A 17,886-nucleotide genomic window follows, 5' to 3' on the forward strand; every position below is an offset into this window, starting at 1 on the left:
GTCTGATTATAAGCGAGCGATGGTCAATAATCCAGATATGAGTTTATTCAGCAAAAAAGAGCCTTCAACGAAAGGTTGAAGGCTCCTTTTACTTATTAAATCCGCATTACTCAAAGGTGTTACCAGTGCCTTACTAGCTCATCACTAATTATTGGATCATCTGTTTTGGCAGCTCTTGTAACAACCACTCCCTGGAAAGGGCATCACTCGAAGCTTTGACGATATCAAAGCGGTATACTTTTCCTTCTTTCACCGCAGGCAGGTTCTTCCAGATTGAACTATCTAGCAATTCTTTGGTGGATTGTTTCGCATCGTCGGTCACAGGATCCAGAATAAATATCCGATCACCGGCAAATTCAGATAATTTTTCAGTCGAAATCTCTACAAATCCCATGTCTTCATCCAATACTTTCTGGATTTCCGCGGTTGGCTTCAGCCCGTCTTTTCCGTATAACAACTGTGGCAATCCTGCACCCGCCATGACAAACAGACGGTTCCCGGGATACATGGTGAATACCGAAGCGGTCTCCCCTTTTTTCAATCCGTTCTCATGAAGTTGCGTCCACATCTCTTCAGTCGCTTTTTGATGAGCCGTAATCCAGTCCTCCGCTTCTTGCTTCTTATTCAACAAATCGCCAAGGATACGCATGCGATCTTCTATTAAACCAAACGAATCAAATGTAACCGTGGGTGCAACCTTCGCGATCTGATCATATTGACCCTCGTCACTGTTGGAGAAAATGATCAGATCGGGATTCAGGTCTAACGCCTTTTCCACACTGATCGGAAATCCTACATCTTCTGCCTGAGCAACCTGATCATCGAATACGGTTCCCTCTTGACGAAGTATGCCGACAGGGACAACACCAAGCGCGAGCAGATCCCCTGTAACTTCTCCGTGATAGATAACTCTCTTCGGATTTACAGGAACCTCTACTTCATGGCCTGTCCAGTCTTTGAATATCCGGGTCTCGCCTTCATTCGTTACTTCCATTGCAGTCGTGGTCTCTGTCGTTTCTGTGGCTGCTTTGGATTCATCTGTGCCGGCAGCAGGTGTTGCAGCCTGATTTCCACAAGCTAGTAGCAAAATGGATAACCACGTTACTGTAAATAATACTGCCGTATTTCGAATGCCCTTTTTCATTTCTATTTCTCCCCCTATATCACGTGCGTTGTGGAATGAATTAATGATATTGATTATCATTATCGGATATTATCATAAAACATGGCTTCTCTTAGCTCAATGGACAAAACTAAATGAGTACTTTCAGTTTTGTACAATACTCTGCTCTTTGCTCCTATGTACTGTCTATTCAAATCGATTTCCCTCTATACAGCTCGGGATTGGCGTGATAAATTAATGAGAACTATTTGCCATTTTTAATAACCGGAGTGATGAATATAATGACCCATCCAGACCATATAACTGCTCGTTCAGCTTTTAAGATACCAACTTCTGATGTGATGACACACCTGCCAACGCAATTTTTTGCCACCCTTGTTCAAAATGTAAATCGTGAAATCGCAAGTGGACATGACGTGATCAATCTGGGGCAGGGCAACCCGGATACACCTACACCACCTCATATTGTGAAAACATTGCAAGAGTCGGCTGAAAATCCCCTCTACCACAAATACTCCCCTTTTAGAGGGTACTCTTTCCTGAAGGAAGCTGTCGCCAAACGTTATAAGGAAGATTACAACGTTGATCTGGATCCCGAGACTGAAGTAGCCATTCTGTTCGGAGGCAAAACCGGATTGGTTCAGTTACCTCAAGTCCTGCTTAACCCCGGTGACACCGTTCTCGTTCCCGATCCAGGCTACCCGGATTACTGGTCTGGTGTTGCACTCGCCAAAGCAAACATGTCATTTATGCCTTTGCTGGAGTCCAATGCATTTCTGCCGGATTACGAAGCAGTTACAGCCGAAGATCGGGAGAAGGCCAAGCTGATGTTCCTCAACTATCCCAACAACCCAACGTCTGCAACGGCTCCACTTTCGTTCTACGAAGATACGGTTGAATTTGCCATCCAAAATCAAATCGTCATTGCCAGCGACTTTGCTTACGGGGCGATTGGATTCGACGGACATCGTCCAGTAAGTTTCTTACAAGCCCCTGGTGCCAAAGAAGTGGGCATTGAGTTTTATACGTTATCCAAAACATATAATATGGCTGGATGGCGCGTTGGATTCGCGCTGGGTAATGCAGAGATTGTCTCTAAAATCAATCTGCTTCAGGATCATATCTATGTCAGTCTTTTCGGTGGGATACAAGCTGCGGCAACGGAAGCACTTACTGGCTCCCAGGAATGTGTCACTTCGCTGGTTTCACGTTACGAATTCCGTCGCAATGCATTTTATGACGCTCTATCATCCATTGGCTGGCAAGCTTCGAAACCCGCAGGTTCATTCTTCAGCTGGTTGCCTGTACCTGCAGGTTATACCTCAGCTTCATTTGCAGACTTGTTACTACGAGAAGCGAAGGTGGCCGTAGCCCCAGGTATTGGTTTTGGTTCGCATGGCGAAGGTTATGTGCGCGCAGGACTGCTAAGTGATGAAAACCGATTACGCGAAGCTGTCGAGCGGATTGGCAAGCTGAATTTATTCAAGTAATTTACAGGACCATAACCCCTTTGCATATGCCAAGTTTCCATGGTATGTTATAAGAAATATTGAACGAAACGTGATGACGGGACCAGTAAGAGAATATCAGTCGCGCCCAGAGAGTAAATTCCACCCTGCTGAAAGAATTTACCGCGACTCTTCTCTGAAACCTACCCCTGAGCGGCCTGTTACGTGCAGGACAGTGCCTTCTGTTACAGGGCATGAAGCCGGATGATCTAATCATCAATAAAGGTGGTACCGCGGAAGTAACGAACTTTCGTCCTTTTTAACTAAAGGGCGGGAGTTTTTTTTGTACCGCAAAAGCCAGCTCCAGAAGCACTAATTAATCATGTTTAAGGAAGTGAAACCATGACTTCACGTATTGTAGTTAAGATTGGAAGCAGCTCGCTTACAACGGAAGAAGGCGGTCTGGATCGCAGTTCGATCACTTTTTTTGCCGGAGAAATTGCAGCATTGGCTGATCAGGGCCATGAAGTACTTCTGGTCACCTCAGGAGCGGTAGCGGCCGGGTTCCGGGAGATCGGTTACCCTCAGCGCCCCAAACTGCTACATGAGAAACAAGCCGCAGCGGCCGTTGGGCAGGCATTACTGATGCAGGCATATCAACAGGCTTTTGCAGCGCACCGCGTTACTACGGCGCAAATTCTGTTAACTCGTACAGACTTTCACAGTCGTAAACGCATGGGTAATGCAGGCATGACCGTAGAAGAGCTGCTTAAACAGCGAGTGATTCCGATTTTTAATGAGAACGATACGGTGTCGGTTGACGAATTGAAATTTGGTGATAACGATCTGTTGTCCGCATTGGTTGCAAACCTGGTGAAGGCACAGCATCTGATCATTCTTACCGATACCAACGGGCTGTACACCGCAGATCCGCGTAAAGATCCTTCTGCCGTACGTTACGACCGTATCCCCGAAATAACGGCTGAGATCTACGCTTTTGCCGGTGGCTCAGGATCATCGGTTGGTACAGGCGGCATGCGATCCAAAGTCGATGCAGCCAAGGTAGCAACCCGTGGAGGCGTACCTGTATTCGTGGGAAGTGTGAAAGAACCTGGTGATATGCAGAACGCAGTTGATGGTACTGGCAAAGGAACTTACTTTGAGACACGCCTCGCTTCGTTATCCCGTAAAAAGCAGTGGCTGGGCTTCATGTCCACTCCGCTGGGAACCGTCGTTGTGGACGATGGCGCTGAAGAGGCCCTTGTCCATGGAGGGCATAGCCTTCTGCCTGTAGGCGTCAAGCGGGTACTGGGAACGTTCCACGCCGGAGATGTCGTAGAAGTCATTGGATTGGATGAAACCTTGCTCGGTCGCGGTATTGTCAATTATGATGATGACCAGCTTCGACTCATTGCCGGACTTCCCAGTGGCGAAGTGATGAAACAACTCGCTAGCATCCACAGGCTTGAGGTTATTCATAGAGACGAATGGATTACGTTAAAATAAAACATGAGGCTATATAATGGTTAAAAGTTTAACTTTATATATATGAGGAGGAATTACGATGAGTGAAGTGAGAGAAAAAGCCAGCAAAGCTCAAGCTACGGTTCCACAGCTGAACCGATTGAATACAGAACAGAAAAATGCGGCCCTGCGTGTCATGGCCGATGCTTTGATTAAGGAAACGGATTCCATCATTACGGCAAACGCCGAAGATCTGGCACGCGGCAGAGAACAAGGCACGCCGGAATCCATGCTGGATCGGCTCGCACTTAATAAGGAGCGCATTGCTGGCATTGCTGAAGGGTTACGTCAGATTGCAGATCTGCCTGATCCAGTCGGCGAAGTGTTAGAGACATTTACCCGTCCAAACGGATTACATGTTGAAAAATTAAGAGTGCCGATTGGCCTAATTGGCATCATCTACGAAGCTCGTCCGAATGTAACTGTAGACGCAGCTGGATTATGTCTCAAAACAGGTAATGCAGTGCTTCTGCGCGGTGGCTCCTCTGCCCTGTCCTCCAATCGTAAAATTGTGGAGGTGCTGCATCAGGCACTCACAACGACAGACATGCCTGCTGATGCTTTGCAATTGGTTGAAGATGCAGATCGCGCTTCCGTAGATGAGATGCTCAAGTTAAACGGACTGTTGGATGTTATCATTCCACGCGGAGGGGCTTCCCTCATTCGTAATGTGGTTGCCAATGCAACCGTACCTGTTATTGAAACTGGGGCAGGCATCTGCCATACCTATGTGGATGAATCAGCTGATCCAGTTATGGCAGCGGAAATTGCCATCAATGCCAAGGCACAACGGCCATCCGTATGTAACTCCATGGAAACGTTGCTGCTGCACGCCGCATATGCAGAAGAGCATCTGCCTGCTCTTGCCGAGCAATTCCGTGAGGCCAATGTAATCTTGAAAGGTTGTGACACGGTTCGCCGTCTTGTTCCTTCTGTCCTTGAGGCAACCGAGGAAGACTATGCTACCGAGTACAACGACTACATTTTAAATATCCGGGTGGTTGAGAACCTGGACGAAGCGATGCAGCACATCGCATATTACGGAACCAAACATTCCGAGTGCATCGTAACCCGGGATACAGACCATGCAGAACGCTTCATGCATGATGTGGATGCAGCAGCAGTCTATCACAATGCTTCCACGCGTTTCACGGACGGGTTCGAATTTGGTTATGGAGCCGAGATTGGCATCAGTACCCAAAAACTGCATGCACGTGGACCAATGGGGTTGCCAGCACTGACATCAACCAAATATCGTATTACAGGCAATGGACAGATTCGTCAATAATATCCCAGCACCAGTTATATAGGAGGAACGATTAATATGAGTCAAGAGCAACAGACGTTATTACAACAGAAGATTACTTTCCACGGAGCAGGCGCGATGGCCGAAGCCATCGTGCGCGGACTCATCTCCCGCCTAGTCGTTCGTCCTCAGGATATTACGATGCTGAACCGCAGCAACCAGAAACGTCAGGAGGAGCTCAGCACCCGTTATGCTGTACATACCGGAACTGCCTCACAATCTCTGGATCACCTTGCCTCCACTCCGGTCATTGTACTCTGTATGAAACCCAAAGATGCTGCCGCAGCGCTGCGCGAGCTTGGTCCGTTGTTATCACCTGATCAACTGATCGTGTCTGTCATTGCCGGATTATCGATCCGCACGATGCAGTCCTTGCTTGGTCGTAAACAGCCAATCGCCAGAACCATGCCGAACACATCCAGTACCATTGGACTTGGTGCAACCGGGCTTGCCTTCTCTGCGGAGATTACGGATGAACAGCGCAGTACGGTAATGACCATGTTTGAAGCGGTTGGTATCGTGACCATCGTGCCTGAAGATAAACTCGAAGTGCTCACAGGGATTTCCGGAAGCGGCCCTGCTTATGTATACTATTTAATGGAGGCCATGATTGCCGCAGGTATTCGTGGTGGCTTATCCAGCCAGCAATCTCGTGATCTCACTGTTCAAACGGTGCTGGGCGCGTCACGAATGGTACAACAAACCGGTTTGGAACCGATGAAGCTTCGTAGTGATGTGACATCCCCAGGAGGGGCAACGCAAGCAGCACTGAAGACGCTGGACGAAGGAGATTTCTTTGAAAATGTAATCGCAGCCGTCAACCGCTGTGCAGAGCGCTCACGGGAGATGGGAGCTGCTTTGGAAGGGGATTTAAAATGAATAACATGTGCACAGCCACATATCGTCTGCACGATGATCATGCAGACTTTCGCAAGAAAGCTCAGTCCATCGCGATTGGCATGACCGTGGGTAGCTGGACGGAGTTGCCACAAGCTCAGCGTGAAGTGATGCAGAAGCATCTGGGTGAAGTAATCAGCGTAGAAGTCCATGAAGCTGATGGAATGGCTGCGGGTGAGCGTTACGCTGACATTACCATCGGATATCCTGATATCAACTTTAGCCGTGATATTCCTGCCCTGCTCGTGACGGTCTTTGGCAAAATCTCAATGGATGGCCGGATCAAATTAACAAAGCTTGGTTTCTCGAATGGTTTCCTCAGTGCATTCCCGGGACCCAAGTTTGGACTGAATGGCGTTCGTGATCTGCTTGGTGTGCATGATCGTCCACTATTAATGAGTATCTTCAAATCAGTTATTGGGCTGGATGCAGATGAACTTCGTGAACAATTTATTCGTCAGGCACTTGGGGGCGTTGATCTGATCAAAGACGATGAGATCCTGTTCGAGAATAAATTGACACCTATCGAAAAAAGAGTCGAGGTCTGCATGAAAGCTGCCGAACAGGCACGCCAGGAGACTGGCAAGAAACTTCTATATGCAACTAATCTCACTGGGCCTACATCTCGTCTGAAAGAGCAAGCTGAACGCGCCATAGGTGCAGGAGCCAATGCCCTGCTATTCAACGTATTGTCTTACGGATATGATGTGCTGCATGAACTCAGCAGTGATCCTGACATCAATGTGCCAATTATGGCTCATCCTGCTCTTGCAGGCGCACTGTATCCTTCACCACATTACGGCATGTCGGCTTCGGTTGTACTTGGTCAGTTGATGCGTCTTGCAGGTGCCGATCTGGTGCTCTTCCCTTCTCCTTATGGATCAGTAACGATGCCGAAGGAAGAAAATATGGCGATCACGGAGCAATTACTGACAGCTGATCTGCCAGTACGAACCAGTATGCCAGTGCCTTCAGCCGGCATCCATCCAGGCCTTGTACCGCTCATTTTGCGCGACTTTGGTACAGATGTCATCGTTAATGCTGGTGGCGGTATTCATGGACATCCTATGGGCACTGAGGCAGGCGGACGTGCATTCCTGCAAGCGATTGAGGCAGCTCAGCGTTCCATTCCACTCGCGCAATATGCAGCCGAGCATCCGGAGCTAAAAAGCGCATTGGACCTGTGGGGTGGCGAGCGATGAGAAGTGATAAGAAAACAGTCATTTTCTGTGACTTTGACGGTACGATTACCCTCTCGGACAATATCGTAGCGATCATGAAACATTTCAAGCCTGAGGGCATTGAAGCGATCATGAAAGATACGATCGAGCAAAAAATCTCGCTGCGTGAAGGTGTTGGAGCCATGTTTGCTCTTCTGCCTGCATCGCAGAAAGATGAAATTGTGGAGTTTGTGCTTGGACAAGCGGGGATCCGTGAAGGATTCAGCGAGTTTCTTGACTACGTTCGCAGCGAAGGGATCGAATTCAATGTGACCAGCGGCGGCATGGACTTTTTCATTGAACCGTTACTCGCACCATTTCATATCCCGCAGGATCACGTCTATTGCAACGGCGCTGACTTCTCTGGTGAAACCATCCGGATTGAATGGCCGCATCCCTGCCAGCTTCCTTGTGAGAACGGCTGCGGCATGTGCAAAACGACCGTGATTCGTACCTTCCCGGAAGATCAATATAATCGAATTCTTATTGGAGACAGTCTGACTGATTTTGAGGGTGCAAAGATTGCCGATCTAGTATACTCCCGCTCCATTTTGACGGACAAATGTATTGAGCTGGGTGTAGACCATGTGCCATTCGCTACCTTTTACGATATCATCGAAGATATGAAACAGAAGCAAACACAAGGAGTGCTGTAAACGATGGGCTTTGAAAAGATTACATTGGAACACAAACGTCAGGTCCTTGAAGAACTGGCTGATATTAAAGCGTTGTTCGCCAGTCGTAACTGGTTCCCCGGAACAAGTGGCAATCTGTCGATGCGTGTAGGAGACTTTGACCCGGAGCAATTTTATTTTGCGGTTACCGCCTCAGGCAAAGACAAATCCCTTCGCACACCGGAAGACTTCCTTTTTGTGGACAAGCACGGCAAAGCGATTGAGACAACAACGTTAAAACCAAGTGCCGAAACGTTGATTCACTGTGAAATCTATCGTTTGACCGGCTGCGGTGCTGTATTTCACGTGCATACCGTGTTTAACAACCTGATAAGTGAATTCTTTGGAGCAGATGGACACATACCGATTCAAGGAATCGAATTGATTAAGGCTTTCAACATTTGGGAAGAAAATGCGGAGATTCGTGTCCCCGTCCTGCCTAACTTTGCAGATATTCCATCTATCGCTGAATTGGTGCCAGGTGTACTTGATACCAACGTACCAGGGATCTTGCTTCGGAACCACGGTATTTATGCCTGGGGTAAAGATGCTTTTGAAGCGAAACGTCATCTGGAAGCGTTCGAGTTCCTGTTCGAAGTGATGTACCGTCAACTTCTGCTGAAGGGCGCTACGAAATAGCAATCATTTATTCTAAATCAAAGCTGCAAAATCAAAAACACGCCAGAGGCTGGTATACATAGCCCTTGGCGTGTTTTTATGTTGTGGGATGACATGCAATGAAAGGTTTCTTTGTCATCCCAGCGTCAGTAAAATCATCCTTAATCCACTTCGATTACAACTTACAGTCGATCATCTCGATCCTTGAATAAAAAGAGGCTATCCACTTCTTCGTCATTCCGATGAATCGCATGATTGGTGCCTATACCCCGTTGCTTACCGAACAGCAGCTTCAAGCCGCCAAAAATGAGCAGCAAGGATACAATGACGGTGTTCAAATAGGAACGGATCTCATACGTCATGAATGCATTAGGGAAGAGCTCATTCAGCTGTGGAATGACAAGACGGATCGTCAGGTAATATAGACCCAGCGCGGCAATTCCGAATCCAATCAGGCGCTGATGGCGGGCCCAATCCTTAAAGATCGGCTGATCGATCAATGGCTCGCGTCCATAGCGACTGGAGCACTGTAGCCCATCAAAGAAACTGTAGAACCAGATCAACGGTATCATGAACAGGAACACTGATAAGTGAAGCAGGTCCAGAACATAGATGCTGCCCAGGAACAGGAACATCAATTGCATGCCTCTTTTTTGCAAACCCAGATATAGATGACCCGCACCTGGAAAAGCAGATAGCAGCGTCGCAAGCACTTTACTGCGTCGTCCGGCTACTCTGCCCATCTCCAATTCCTCGAATAACGTCCGATCCTGCAGTACCTCTCCAGCCTGCTTACGGTGGACATGCTGCACCGCATCAAACATGCAGTATACCCATATTACAGGCAGAATGAGCAGGAACATTAGAAACACCGATTCATTGGTGATTGAAGCTACAAAAACCATCATGGCAAAGGAACCAAAAAACGCCATCAGAAACGACAACCCGCGATGCAACAATCCCAGATGAAGATGTCCCAATCCAGGAACAAATGAAAGCAAAATGGTAAAGAATCGTTCTCCCTCACTGCCTTTTCGGTACATGGGTTGACCATAGGGCCCCTCGGGCACACCATACACTCCACCATGATCCTGATGTGGCTCCTCCTGATCCATCTGTCCGAGAGGCTCTTCCTGGCCAGCATATGCTTTCTGGTAAGCGGCGCCTTGATGGAGACCACCGTAATGTGTCCCACAACCTTGGTAATGAACTTCGTGCAATGAAGGGGCACGGAGTAGAACGATAATCATATCCAGCATGCTGATACACCAGAAGAATATGGCTCCAAGGAACCCGACAATCATCAATTCCTTTTCATCAGTCAACAACGCCAACATGATGAAGCCAATGCCTGTTCCAAAAAAGAGTAATGGATAGACCACAGCTCTGGTAGGCCGTCCCCAATACATAAAACCGAGACCTGGTATCAGGTTTAATAGAAATGCGAGTAGTTTGTTACGATCTGAGTGCACAGTCGTCATCCTTTCTTTTCAGGCAATGCAAAACTATTTATGGTTTAGGCTTGAAGTTATCCAGCCATGTAGTGGCTGCCTCCGTCCATTTCTCGGAAAAAGACCCTCTGTGGTCGCCATCCTGGAACTTGTGATATGGTGCTACCTTGTCAAAAAGTCCAGACGAGAGGAAGATCAATGTCAAACAGGCTGCTACCGCGTAATGGAACACTTTATGATCAAGCCAGCGCCGGTTTCGTCCAGCACGGGATTTGCGTTGTACCTTGGGTGAATGAATGCCCTCAATCCGATGCATGACTGAATCCGCAAACCCTGTTGGGTCATGTAGCGGAGGCAGTTCTCCGTGGATACCAAGCGCTTCCAGATAGATGTCCATCGCATCCGGATCTTCCATCAGAAGCTGTTCCATTTGGTTCGCTTGAGTTTCACTCATATGGCCTTCAATATAATCAGTCCATTGCGCAGCGGTATACTTCTCCTGTTTACTCACGCCATTCATCCTCCTTCCAATGTTTTCGAATCCACTGCCGTGCACGATACAAGCGGGATTCCACGGTCTTCACAGCCACCTGTGCATCACTGGCAATCTGCTCATAATTTTTTTCGCTTAGATAATACGCAGTGATAATGTCACGATGCTGAGCAGGCAACTGATTAATTCGTTCGCGAAGTTTATCCTGACGTTCTTCACGAACGAGACGGGTAAGAACGTCTTCATCCCGTCCGGGCAAATTGATTATTTTTTCTTCTCCACCCAGATCCTCAGCAGTTCGTCTGCCCAGCTTGCGTTTGGCATCAATCGCTTTGTGAAAGGCAATTCGGGTTAACCACGTTTTGAAACCTTCAGAACGGTAGTCGGGGAGAGACTTATACATCTGTATGAACGCCTCCTGAGCTGCATCCTGTGCTTCCTGATCGTTCCTGAGTACGGAATAGGCCACATGGTATACATGCTGGCTATACTTATCAATCAGAGTACGCATCTGGGATGTATCTCCTTGACGGATTTGTTCGATTACGCGCGCTTCATCAATAACTCTCCCCTCCTCTCCAATACAATAGACGACAGCTTGTGTGTTAACCCCTGCGTGATCTATCAAATTTTTGTAAAACAAAGTGAAAGCATTGCCTGAAAGGTTGATGTTACTGATCACTCATCTATTCTATAATCCAAAAAAAACAGGCACAGAATGACTTCTGGCCTGTTTCTTGTGTCTTGCCTACACTTGAATCAACGTCCACCATTACGAAACCGCTGCGTGTATGCCTTCGCGTCTTGAACGGTCTTGACACGATTACGGCTCCACTCAAGCAGTATTCGATCGATATACCGGAAATGTACTTTGCCTGCAAAAACCGCTTCCTTCAGAGCCATTAGAATCAATTCCTCTTGGTAACGGTCCTGATCCAACCAGCCGGATATCGTCTCACACTCCATTGGAGAGAGCGGACGTCCGAATTCTTTTTCAAAGATGGAGAACATGTTCCGTTCTTCCTCTTCTTTTTGAACACTGTTCGAATCTTGACGTGCTGTACTGATGCTCAGCTGCTCCGCACGGAATGCGGCTACTTCTTCCGCAGTGCACGCTGCAAGCTTGGCATATAATCCATGTAAGTCATATCGCTCGTACTGGATGTCACGTTCCTCGTCACGATGCTCGTCAATAGCGATATATCCATCCCTCATCAGACGTTGCAACATTCTGGCAATACCTTCAGGTGCAAGTCCCATACGCCCAGCAAGCTCTTCAAGCGTCGGAAACTCATTGAACTCCGCCTGACGGAACCCTAGCAATTGAATCAGAAGAAGCACTTCTGCATCTGATAGGCCAAGCTGGTGATAATAACGTAACAAGGCATAAGGCAGTTGGGCTGTACCCGAAGTCATGCCATAAGCTGCTCCATCCAACCAAGCTTTCGATGTGGTGTCTTCCATAGACGCTCCTCGGTTAAGCATTAAGGGTACAGACGATAGAGCATACGTGGGAATGCGATTGTTTCACGCACATGATCCAATCCACAGATCCATGCTACCGTCCGCTCCAATCCCAGACCGAAACCGGAGTGAGGAACCGATCCGTATTTACGCAAATCCAGATACCATTGGTAAGCTTCATCCGAGAGATTGTGCTCCTCAAAACGTTGTTGCATCAATTCCGGATCATCGATACGCTGCGAACCGCCAATAATCTCTCCGTAACCTTCTGGTGCAATCATATCAGCACAGAGAACAACTTCAGGACGATTTGGATCTGGTTTCATGTAGAAAGCCTTGATTCCAGCAGGATAATGTGTGATAAAGACAGGTGTATTGTACTTCTCAGCAATAGCTGTTTCGTGCGGTGCACCAAAGTCTTCTCCCCAAGGAATATCAAAACCTTGTCCATGCAGGAATTCAATCGCTTCATCATACGTAATACGCGGGAATGGAGCTACGATGCCTTCGAGTTTGGATACGTCACGACCGATAGATTCCAGTTCTGCACGGCAGTTTTTCACCACGGATTGAACGACATGAGCGATAAATTTCTCTTGTACGCGCAGACTTTCCTCGTGATCTACAAATGCCATTTCCGGCTCTATCATCCAGAACTCAATCAAGTGGCGACGTGTTTTGGACTTCTCTGCGCGGAATGTTGGACCAAATGAATATACCTTACCCAGCGCCATGGCTGCGGCTTCCATATACAATTGACCACTTTGTGTCAGATAAGCATCTTCATCAAAGTATTTGATGTGGAACAGGTTCGTTGTTCCTTCCGCAGACGATGGTGTCAAAATCGGAGGATCAACTTGTGTGAATCCGTTACCATCAAAGAACTGCTGAACAGCGCGAATAATCTCTGCCCGAATCACCATAACAGCACGTTGCTTCGTAGAACGAAGCCACAGGTGACGATGGTCCATCAAGAAATCAACACCATGCTCTTTAGGCGTGATTGGATAGTTTTCAGTCAGATGAATGATTTCGACCCCAGTAACAGTCATTTCGTAACCGGACGCACTGCGAGGTTCTTCACGAATAATCCCTGTAACATACAAAGAACTTTCTTGTGTCAAGCTCTTGGCATTGTTCCAGATCTCTTCGCTAACTTCACTTTTTACAACAACCCCTTGAATATATCCGGTTCCATCACGCAACTGCAAAAACTGAATTTTGCCGCTGGAACGTTTGTTGTTAATCCAGGCACCGATCGTTACGGTTTCGCCCACATGCTCGTTCACATTACGAATTACACAATTCGTATCCATGCCATATCTCCCCTTGATTCCTGAAATTTGAAAATGCAGCGGACAGGCTGTTGCCTGTCCTCTGCACTTCCTTGCCATTCTATATTTACTTTACAGTTAGATTACTGAGAATTCAATACGATTCGATGCGTATCGCGAGCAATGACCAATTCTTCATTCGTTGGAACAACGAGAACATCAACTTTCGAGTTCGCAGTTGTGATGCGACGCGGCTCACCAGAACGGACTGCGTTCAGGGCTTCGTCCAGCTCAACGCCAAGATACGTAAGCTGTTCACATACTTTTTGGCGAAGTACAACGGAGTTCTCCCCTACACCAGCTGTGAAGACGATCACGTCTACACCGTTCATTGCAGCTGCATATGATCCGATGTATTTACGCAGACGGTATTCGTACATTTCAAAAGCAAGCGTGGAGTTGGCATCGCCATTCTCCATACCTTCCGTAATCTCACGCATGTCACTACTGATTCCGGAGATCGCAAGCAATCCACTGTGTTTGTTCAACATGGAGTTCACTTCGCTTACACTCAGTTCTTCCTTGTTCATTACATAAGGTACGATGGCTGGGTCAAGGTCACCCGAACGCGTTCCCATCATCAGTCCCTCTAGTGGAGTCATACCCATCGAAGTATCAACGGATACGCCACCTTTAACTGCTGTTACACTACCACCGTTACCGACGTGACAAGTGATGATTTTCAGATCTTCCACTGGACGATCCAGATATTCAGCAGCTGCCTTGCTTACGAAATCATGGGAAGTACCATGTGCGCCGTAGCGACGTACTTTATATTTTTTGTAAAGTACACGCGGAATAGCATACAGATATGCTTTTTCCGGCATCGTTTGATGGAACGCCGTATCGAAGACCATTACCTGAGGCACACCTGGCATATTTAATTCAGCCGCACGAATCCCCATCATTGCTGCAGGGTTATGAAGTGGAGCCAAGTCGAACAAACGACGAATTTCAGCTTTGGCAGCATCATCTACCAATGCAGATTCTTTAAATGCTTCACCACCGTGAACAACACGGTGTCCAACAGCTTGAATTTCACTTACAGAATCCAGTACACCATTTTCTTTATGAGTCAAAATATCAATGACTTTACGGATCGCTGTTGTATGCTCCAGAATCTCGCTAACTTCTGTAACATCCTCGCGGCCTGTCGGTTTGTGTGTCAGAATGGAGGAATCCATTCCGATCCGTTCCACCAAACCTTTGGCCAGTACAGACTCGTCAGTCATATTATACAGTTGATATTTGAGCGAGGAACTCCCCGCATTAATTACGAGTACTTTCACAGTCGGTCACCATCCTTGTCGTACTTGAAGAATCCTTCGCCTGTTTTGGCACCCAGGTGTCCTGCACGCACCATTTTCTTCAGGACTGTAGAAGGACGATATTTCAATTCTCCGAATTCACGGAACATTCTTTCGAGTGCAGCTTCAACAGAATCCAATCCAAAACGGTCAGCCATTTCGAGTGGTCCATGTTGGAAGTTGTATCCGATACGCATTGCATCATCGATATCTTCAGCAGATGCAACACCTTCTTGCAATACATGCAACGCTTCGTTAATCAGCAGGCAGATCAGACGGGAAGTTACGAAGCCAGGGGATTCATAGATCATGACTCCTTTTTTGTCTGCTACTTCTTCAACAAAACGTCTGGTCTCTTCGAATGTTGTATCCGAAGTTTTCAGTCCACGAATAATCTCTACAAGATCAACCCGGGATACCGGGTGAATAAAGTGCATACCAATAACACGCTCTGGGTATTTGGTCGAGCTTGCAAGCTCGGTCAAACTCAGCGTGGATGTATTACTTGCCAGAATGACATTGCTTGGACAAACTTGGTCCAGTTGGCTGAATACTGCTTTTTTCGCATCCAGATCCTCTGAAATTGTCTCAATGACCATGTCGCAAGTTCCAAGTTCAGCTAAATGAGCTACCTTGGTAATACGGGAAAGAATCAATTTCTTCTCCGCTTTTGTAATCGCCCATTTCTCCAGTTGTTTATCCAGATTGGTTTCGATCATGTCATAGGCATGATCCAGCTTTTGTGTTGTGTGCTCCACGAGAAGCACATCAAGTCCTTTGGCTGCGAGCATCTGGGAAATACCTTGTCCCATCGTACCGCCGCCGACAACTCCTATTTTTTTGAAAAACATGGTTCTGCTCCATCCTTTCGGTTCTCTATTCTCTATTGTACCCTGTTCGCCGAAAATTACAAATTTCGACCCAACATATAATAATATCTTAGCACGAGTGAAATGTAAAAAAAAATAACCAGCATAAATAAATTATGCTGGTAGAAGGGCACTGTCACGAAATTGACAACGAAATTGCTCGCCAGACAAAACTTCCTCACGAATCAAGATGTCGAGTGAATTGTCGAAAATTGTCCGTTGTTCTTCAAGCAACCGCTTTGTCTGTTCCATCAGATCTTGCAGAATCAATTTATTCTCCCGCATGAGTTCTTCGGTTGTAACCATATCCATGTTCACAATACCAAGTGAAGTCAATCCCGAAGCCATCATGGTCTGTACGACATTCGTTGCCTGATCAAAGTCATTACGTGACCCAGTGGAACGTCCACCGTAGTACATTTCCTCCGCAGCGGCTCCTCCGAGTGCAATCATGATCTGCTCTTCCAGGAAACGCTTCGTATAGAGGAACTGTTCCTGTTGCGGGTTGTGACGTACATATCCCAGCGCCTGACCACGCGGACTAAGTGCCACCTGACTAACACTGCCTGGACGAACGAGTTCAGCCATAATGGCATGTCCCAATTCATGAATGGCAACCCTTTTCTTCTCTTCCACACTGGACTCACGGTCCGTCTTCTCACCCATCATGACTTTATCAATAGCAAGGGACAAGTGCCGTTGTTCAATGTGTAACAGCCCGTCCCGCATGGCGTATATTGCTGCTTCGTTCATAACACTTTCAAGCTGCGCACCGGAAAACCCATATGATTCCTCGGCTGTCTTCTCCAGATTAACTTCCTCCATCAGAGGTTTGTTCACCGCATGCAGTTCAAGAATGTGCTTTCTGCCCTTTTTGTCGGGCAAGTCCACTTGAATGTGACGGTCAAAACGTCCCGGACGTGTCAGGGCACTATCCAGCATTTCTTTGCGGTTCGTTGCAGCTATAACCAGAATTCGAGGTGTCTCAGAAGAATAAATTCCATCCATCTCCGTCAAGAGCTGATTCAGAGTCTGATCATACTCGCGCTGTTGACCACCTTCACGTTTACCCCCGATGACATCAATCTCATCGATAAATATAATGGCATTTTCCTTATTTTCCTTGGTGGCACGGGTTCTCGCATCCTTGAACAAATCCCGAATTCTGCTGGCACCCACACCCACATACATTTCCACGAACTCACTACCCGAAGCTGCTACAAAAACAGAATCTGTGTAATGGGCAGCAGCCTTGGCCATCAACGTTTTCCCTGTCCCTGGAGGGCCCGTCAGCAAGATCCCTTTTAACGGACGAATTCCGAACTTCCGAATTTCTTCATGTTTGATGAGAAAGTCAAGTGCTTCACGTAATTCCTGCTTGGCACTGTCCTGACCTCCAATTTCTTCAAAAGTAAGCTTCGAAGGTCCTTTCTTCTTCCGTTTACGTTCCTGTGCAGCGCCTACTGTAATCCCGCCGCGCATTTGCATCATGAACAGCAGACCACCGACAACCGCCGCCGCAATAAGAATCGGAACAATATTAACACCAGTAAACGCAAGGAAAATAATCAACACAGGAAAAAATCCGATGGCAACTTCTTTTGTCCATTTAGGCATTAGGCCACACTCCTATCTGACCGGGCACACGCGGCAGAATAATAAACTTGCTGGCATCTCCGTCACTGAGACTGACATATACATTGTTGTCATCCATAGCTGTATTCACTTTAATCCCGTTTGTCGCCATCTTCGACAACGTTGGTGTAATCTCGGTGTACTGCTTGTTCTCCATCGCCTGGGCTACGGTAAACATGGCATCACCCCACCAGTTCTCAAGCGCCTCGTTGGAATGATCCACAACATCCAGCTTTAACGAGCGTGAACCAATCACCGTCTGTCCTTCTTTGTGAATATATTGTACCAGTCTGCCCAAATCAACATCCGGTTGCAGATCCAGTTTCAATTGTACGTCATTGCGGTTAATAGTTAATTGAACGTCATTGACTCCATCGTACTGGGTAACCATCTTTTCAATCGGATTCTGCACGGCCACCTGACGATATACAAACCAACCTCCAAACAACACAACGGCTGAAATGACGGCAGTTAAAGCAATAGGCAATACTTTTAGCTTCAAGTGAATTACCCCTCCCAGATT

General features: G+C 47.2%; 17 protein-coding genes and 1 other annotated feature. Of the genes, 7 read left to right on the top strand and 10 right to left on the bottom strand.

Annotated elements, in window-relative coordinates:
- Positions 1-148: 148 nt before the first annotated feature.
- Positions 149-1,144 (bottom strand): ABC transporter substrate-binding protein, encoded by a 996-nt coding sequence (locus tag ACETMN_RS20380; RefSeq protein ID WP_411735042.1) that lies wholly within the window; start codon positions 1,142-1,144, stop codon positions 149-151.
- Positions 1,145-1,404: 260 nt separating this feature from the next.
- Between ACETMN_RS20380 and ACETMN_RS20385 the strand changes: the two genes are divergently transcribed.
- From ACETMN_RS20385 to ACETMN_RS20415, 7 genes are all read left to right on the top strand, one after another.
- Positions 1,405-2,613, top strand: a complete 1,209-nt coding sequence (locus ACETMN_RS20385; RefSeq protein WP_411735043.1) for a pyridoxal phosphate-dependent aminotransferase — start codon at positions 1,405-1,407, stop codon at positions 2,611-2,613.
- 64 nt (positions 2,614-2,677) lie between these two features.
- Positions 2,678-2,892 (top strand) — a binding site (T-box leader).
- 81 nt (positions 2,893-2,973) lie between these two features.
- Entirely contained in the window at positions 2,974-4,077 is a 1,104-nt protein-coding gene (gene proB, locus ACETMN_RS20390; RefSeq protein ID WP_091017971.1) for a glutamate 5-kinase, read from the top strand.
- Positions 4,078-4,135: 58 nt separating this feature from the next.
- Positions 4,136-5,383 (top strand): glutamate-5-semialdehyde dehydrogenase, encoded by a 1,248-nt coding sequence (locus ACETMN_RS20395; RefSeq protein ID WP_091017973.1) that lies wholly within the window; start codon positions 4,136-4,138, stop codon positions 5,381-5,383.
- 36 nt (positions 5,384-5,419) lie between these two features.
- On the top strand, positions 5,420-6,280 hold the full coding sequence (gene proC / locus ACETMN_RS20400) for a pyrroline-5-carboxylate reductase (protein WP_036671976.1): 861 nt from the start codon (positions 5,420-5,422) through the stop codon (positions 6,278-6,280).
- On the top strand, positions 6,277-7,500 hold the full coding sequence (locus ACETMN_RS20405) for a 2,3-diketo-5-methylthiopentyl-1-phosphate enolase (protein WP_411735044.1): 1,224 nt from the start codon (positions 6,277-6,279) through the stop codon (positions 7,498-7,500). Before proC ends, ACETMN_RS20405 begins: the two co-directional genes overlap by 4 nt.
- Positions 7,497-8,174, top strand: a complete 678-nt coding sequence (locus ACETMN_RS20410; RefSeq protein ID WP_105599371.1) for a 2-hydroxy-3-keto-5-methylthiopentenyl-1-phosphate phosphatase — start codon at positions 7,497-7,499, stop codon at positions 8,172-8,174. The genes ACETMN_RS20405 and ACETMN_RS20410 overlap by 4 nt, the downstream gene beginning before the upstream one ends.
- A gap of 3 nt (positions 8,175-8,177) precedes the next feature.
- The gene (locus ACETMN_RS20415; protein WP_091017978.1) at positions 8,178-8,831 is read left to right on the top strand and encodes a methylthioribulose 1-phosphate dehydratase; all 654 of its coding nucleotides are present in this window, start codon (positions 8,178-8,180) and stop codon (positions 8,829-8,831) included.
- A gap of 161 nt (positions 8,832-8,992) precedes the next feature.
- Here the strand turns inward: ACETMN_RS20415 and ACETMN_RS20420 are convergent, their stop codons facing one another.
- The 9 genes from ACETMN_RS20420 to ACETMN_RS20460 all read right to left on the bottom strand — a co-directional run bounded on the left by ACETMN_RS20420 (position 8,993) and on the right by ACETMN_RS20460 (position 17,865).
- Positions 8,993-10,291: a multi-tm2 domain protein gene (locus ACETMN_RS20420; RefSeq protein WP_411735045.1), complete on the bottom strand. Its 1,299-nt coding sequence runs from the start codon at positions 10,289-10,291 to the stop codon at positions 8,993-8,995.
- Between the two features lie 28 nt (positions 10,292-10,319).
- Positions 10,320-10,772, bottom strand: coding sequence for a hypothetical protein (locus ACETMN_RS20425; protein WP_411735046.1), 453 nt, complete (start codon positions 10,770-10,772; stop codon positions 10,320-10,322).
- Positions 10,765-11,382: an RNA polymerase sigma factor gene (locus tag ACETMN_RS20430; RefSeq protein WP_197997653.1), complete on the bottom strand. Its 618-nt coding sequence runs from the start codon at positions 11,380-11,382 to the stop codon at positions 10,765-10,767. Before ACETMN_RS20430 ends, ACETMN_RS20425 begins: the two co-directional genes overlap by 8 nt.
- A 131-nt stretch (positions 11,383-11,513) precedes the next feature.
- Positions 11,514-12,218: a DnaD domain protein gene (locus ACETMN_RS20435; RefSeq protein WP_411735047.1), complete on the bottom strand. Its 705-nt coding sequence runs from the start codon at positions 12,216-12,218 to the stop codon at positions 11,514-11,516.
- A 20-nt stretch (positions 12,219-12,238) separates the two neighbouring features.
- The gene (gene asnS / locus ACETMN_RS20440) at positions 12,239-13,534 is read right to left on the bottom strand and encodes an asparagine--tRNA ligase (RefSeq protein ID WP_091017987.1); all 1,296 of its coding nucleotides are present in this window, start codon (positions 13,532-13,534) and stop codon (positions 12,239-12,241) included.
- A 101-nt stretch (positions 13,535-13,635) separates the two neighbouring features.
- Positions 13,636-14,841, bottom strand: coding sequence for an acetate/propionate family kinase (locus ACETMN_RS20445; RefSeq protein ID WP_091017989.1), 1,206 nt, complete (start codon positions 14,839-14,841; stop codon positions 13,636-13,638).
- Entirely contained in the window at positions 14,838-15,710 is an 873-nt protein-coding gene (locus tag ACETMN_RS20450; protein WP_017687750.1) for a 3-hydroxyacyl-CoA dehydrogenase family protein, read from the bottom strand. The genes ACETMN_RS20445 and ACETMN_RS20450 overlap by 4 nt, the downstream gene beginning before the upstream one ends.
- A gap of 132 nt (positions 15,711-15,842) precedes the next feature.
- Positions 15,843-17,345, bottom strand: coding sequence for an AAA family ATPase (locus ACETMN_RS20455; RefSeq protein ID WP_091017991.1), 1,503 nt, complete (start codon positions 17,343-17,345; stop codon positions 15,843-15,845).
- The gene (locus tag ACETMN_RS20460; RefSeq protein WP_091017992.1) at positions 17,338-17,865 is read right to left on the bottom strand and encodes a hypothetical protein; all 528 of its coding nucleotides are present in this window, start codon (positions 17,863-17,865) and stop codon (positions 17,338-17,340) included. The genes ACETMN_RS20455 and ACETMN_RS20460 overlap by 8 nt, the downstream gene beginning before the upstream one ends.
- Between the last annotated feature and the right edge of the window lie 21 nt (positions 17,866-17,886).

This window comes from Paenibacillus sp. M2, from assembly GCF_046713495.1.
Classification (GTDB): domain Bacteria; phylum Bacillota; class Bacilli; order Paenibacillales; family Paenibacillaceae; genus Paenibacillus; species Paenibacillus amylolyticus_B.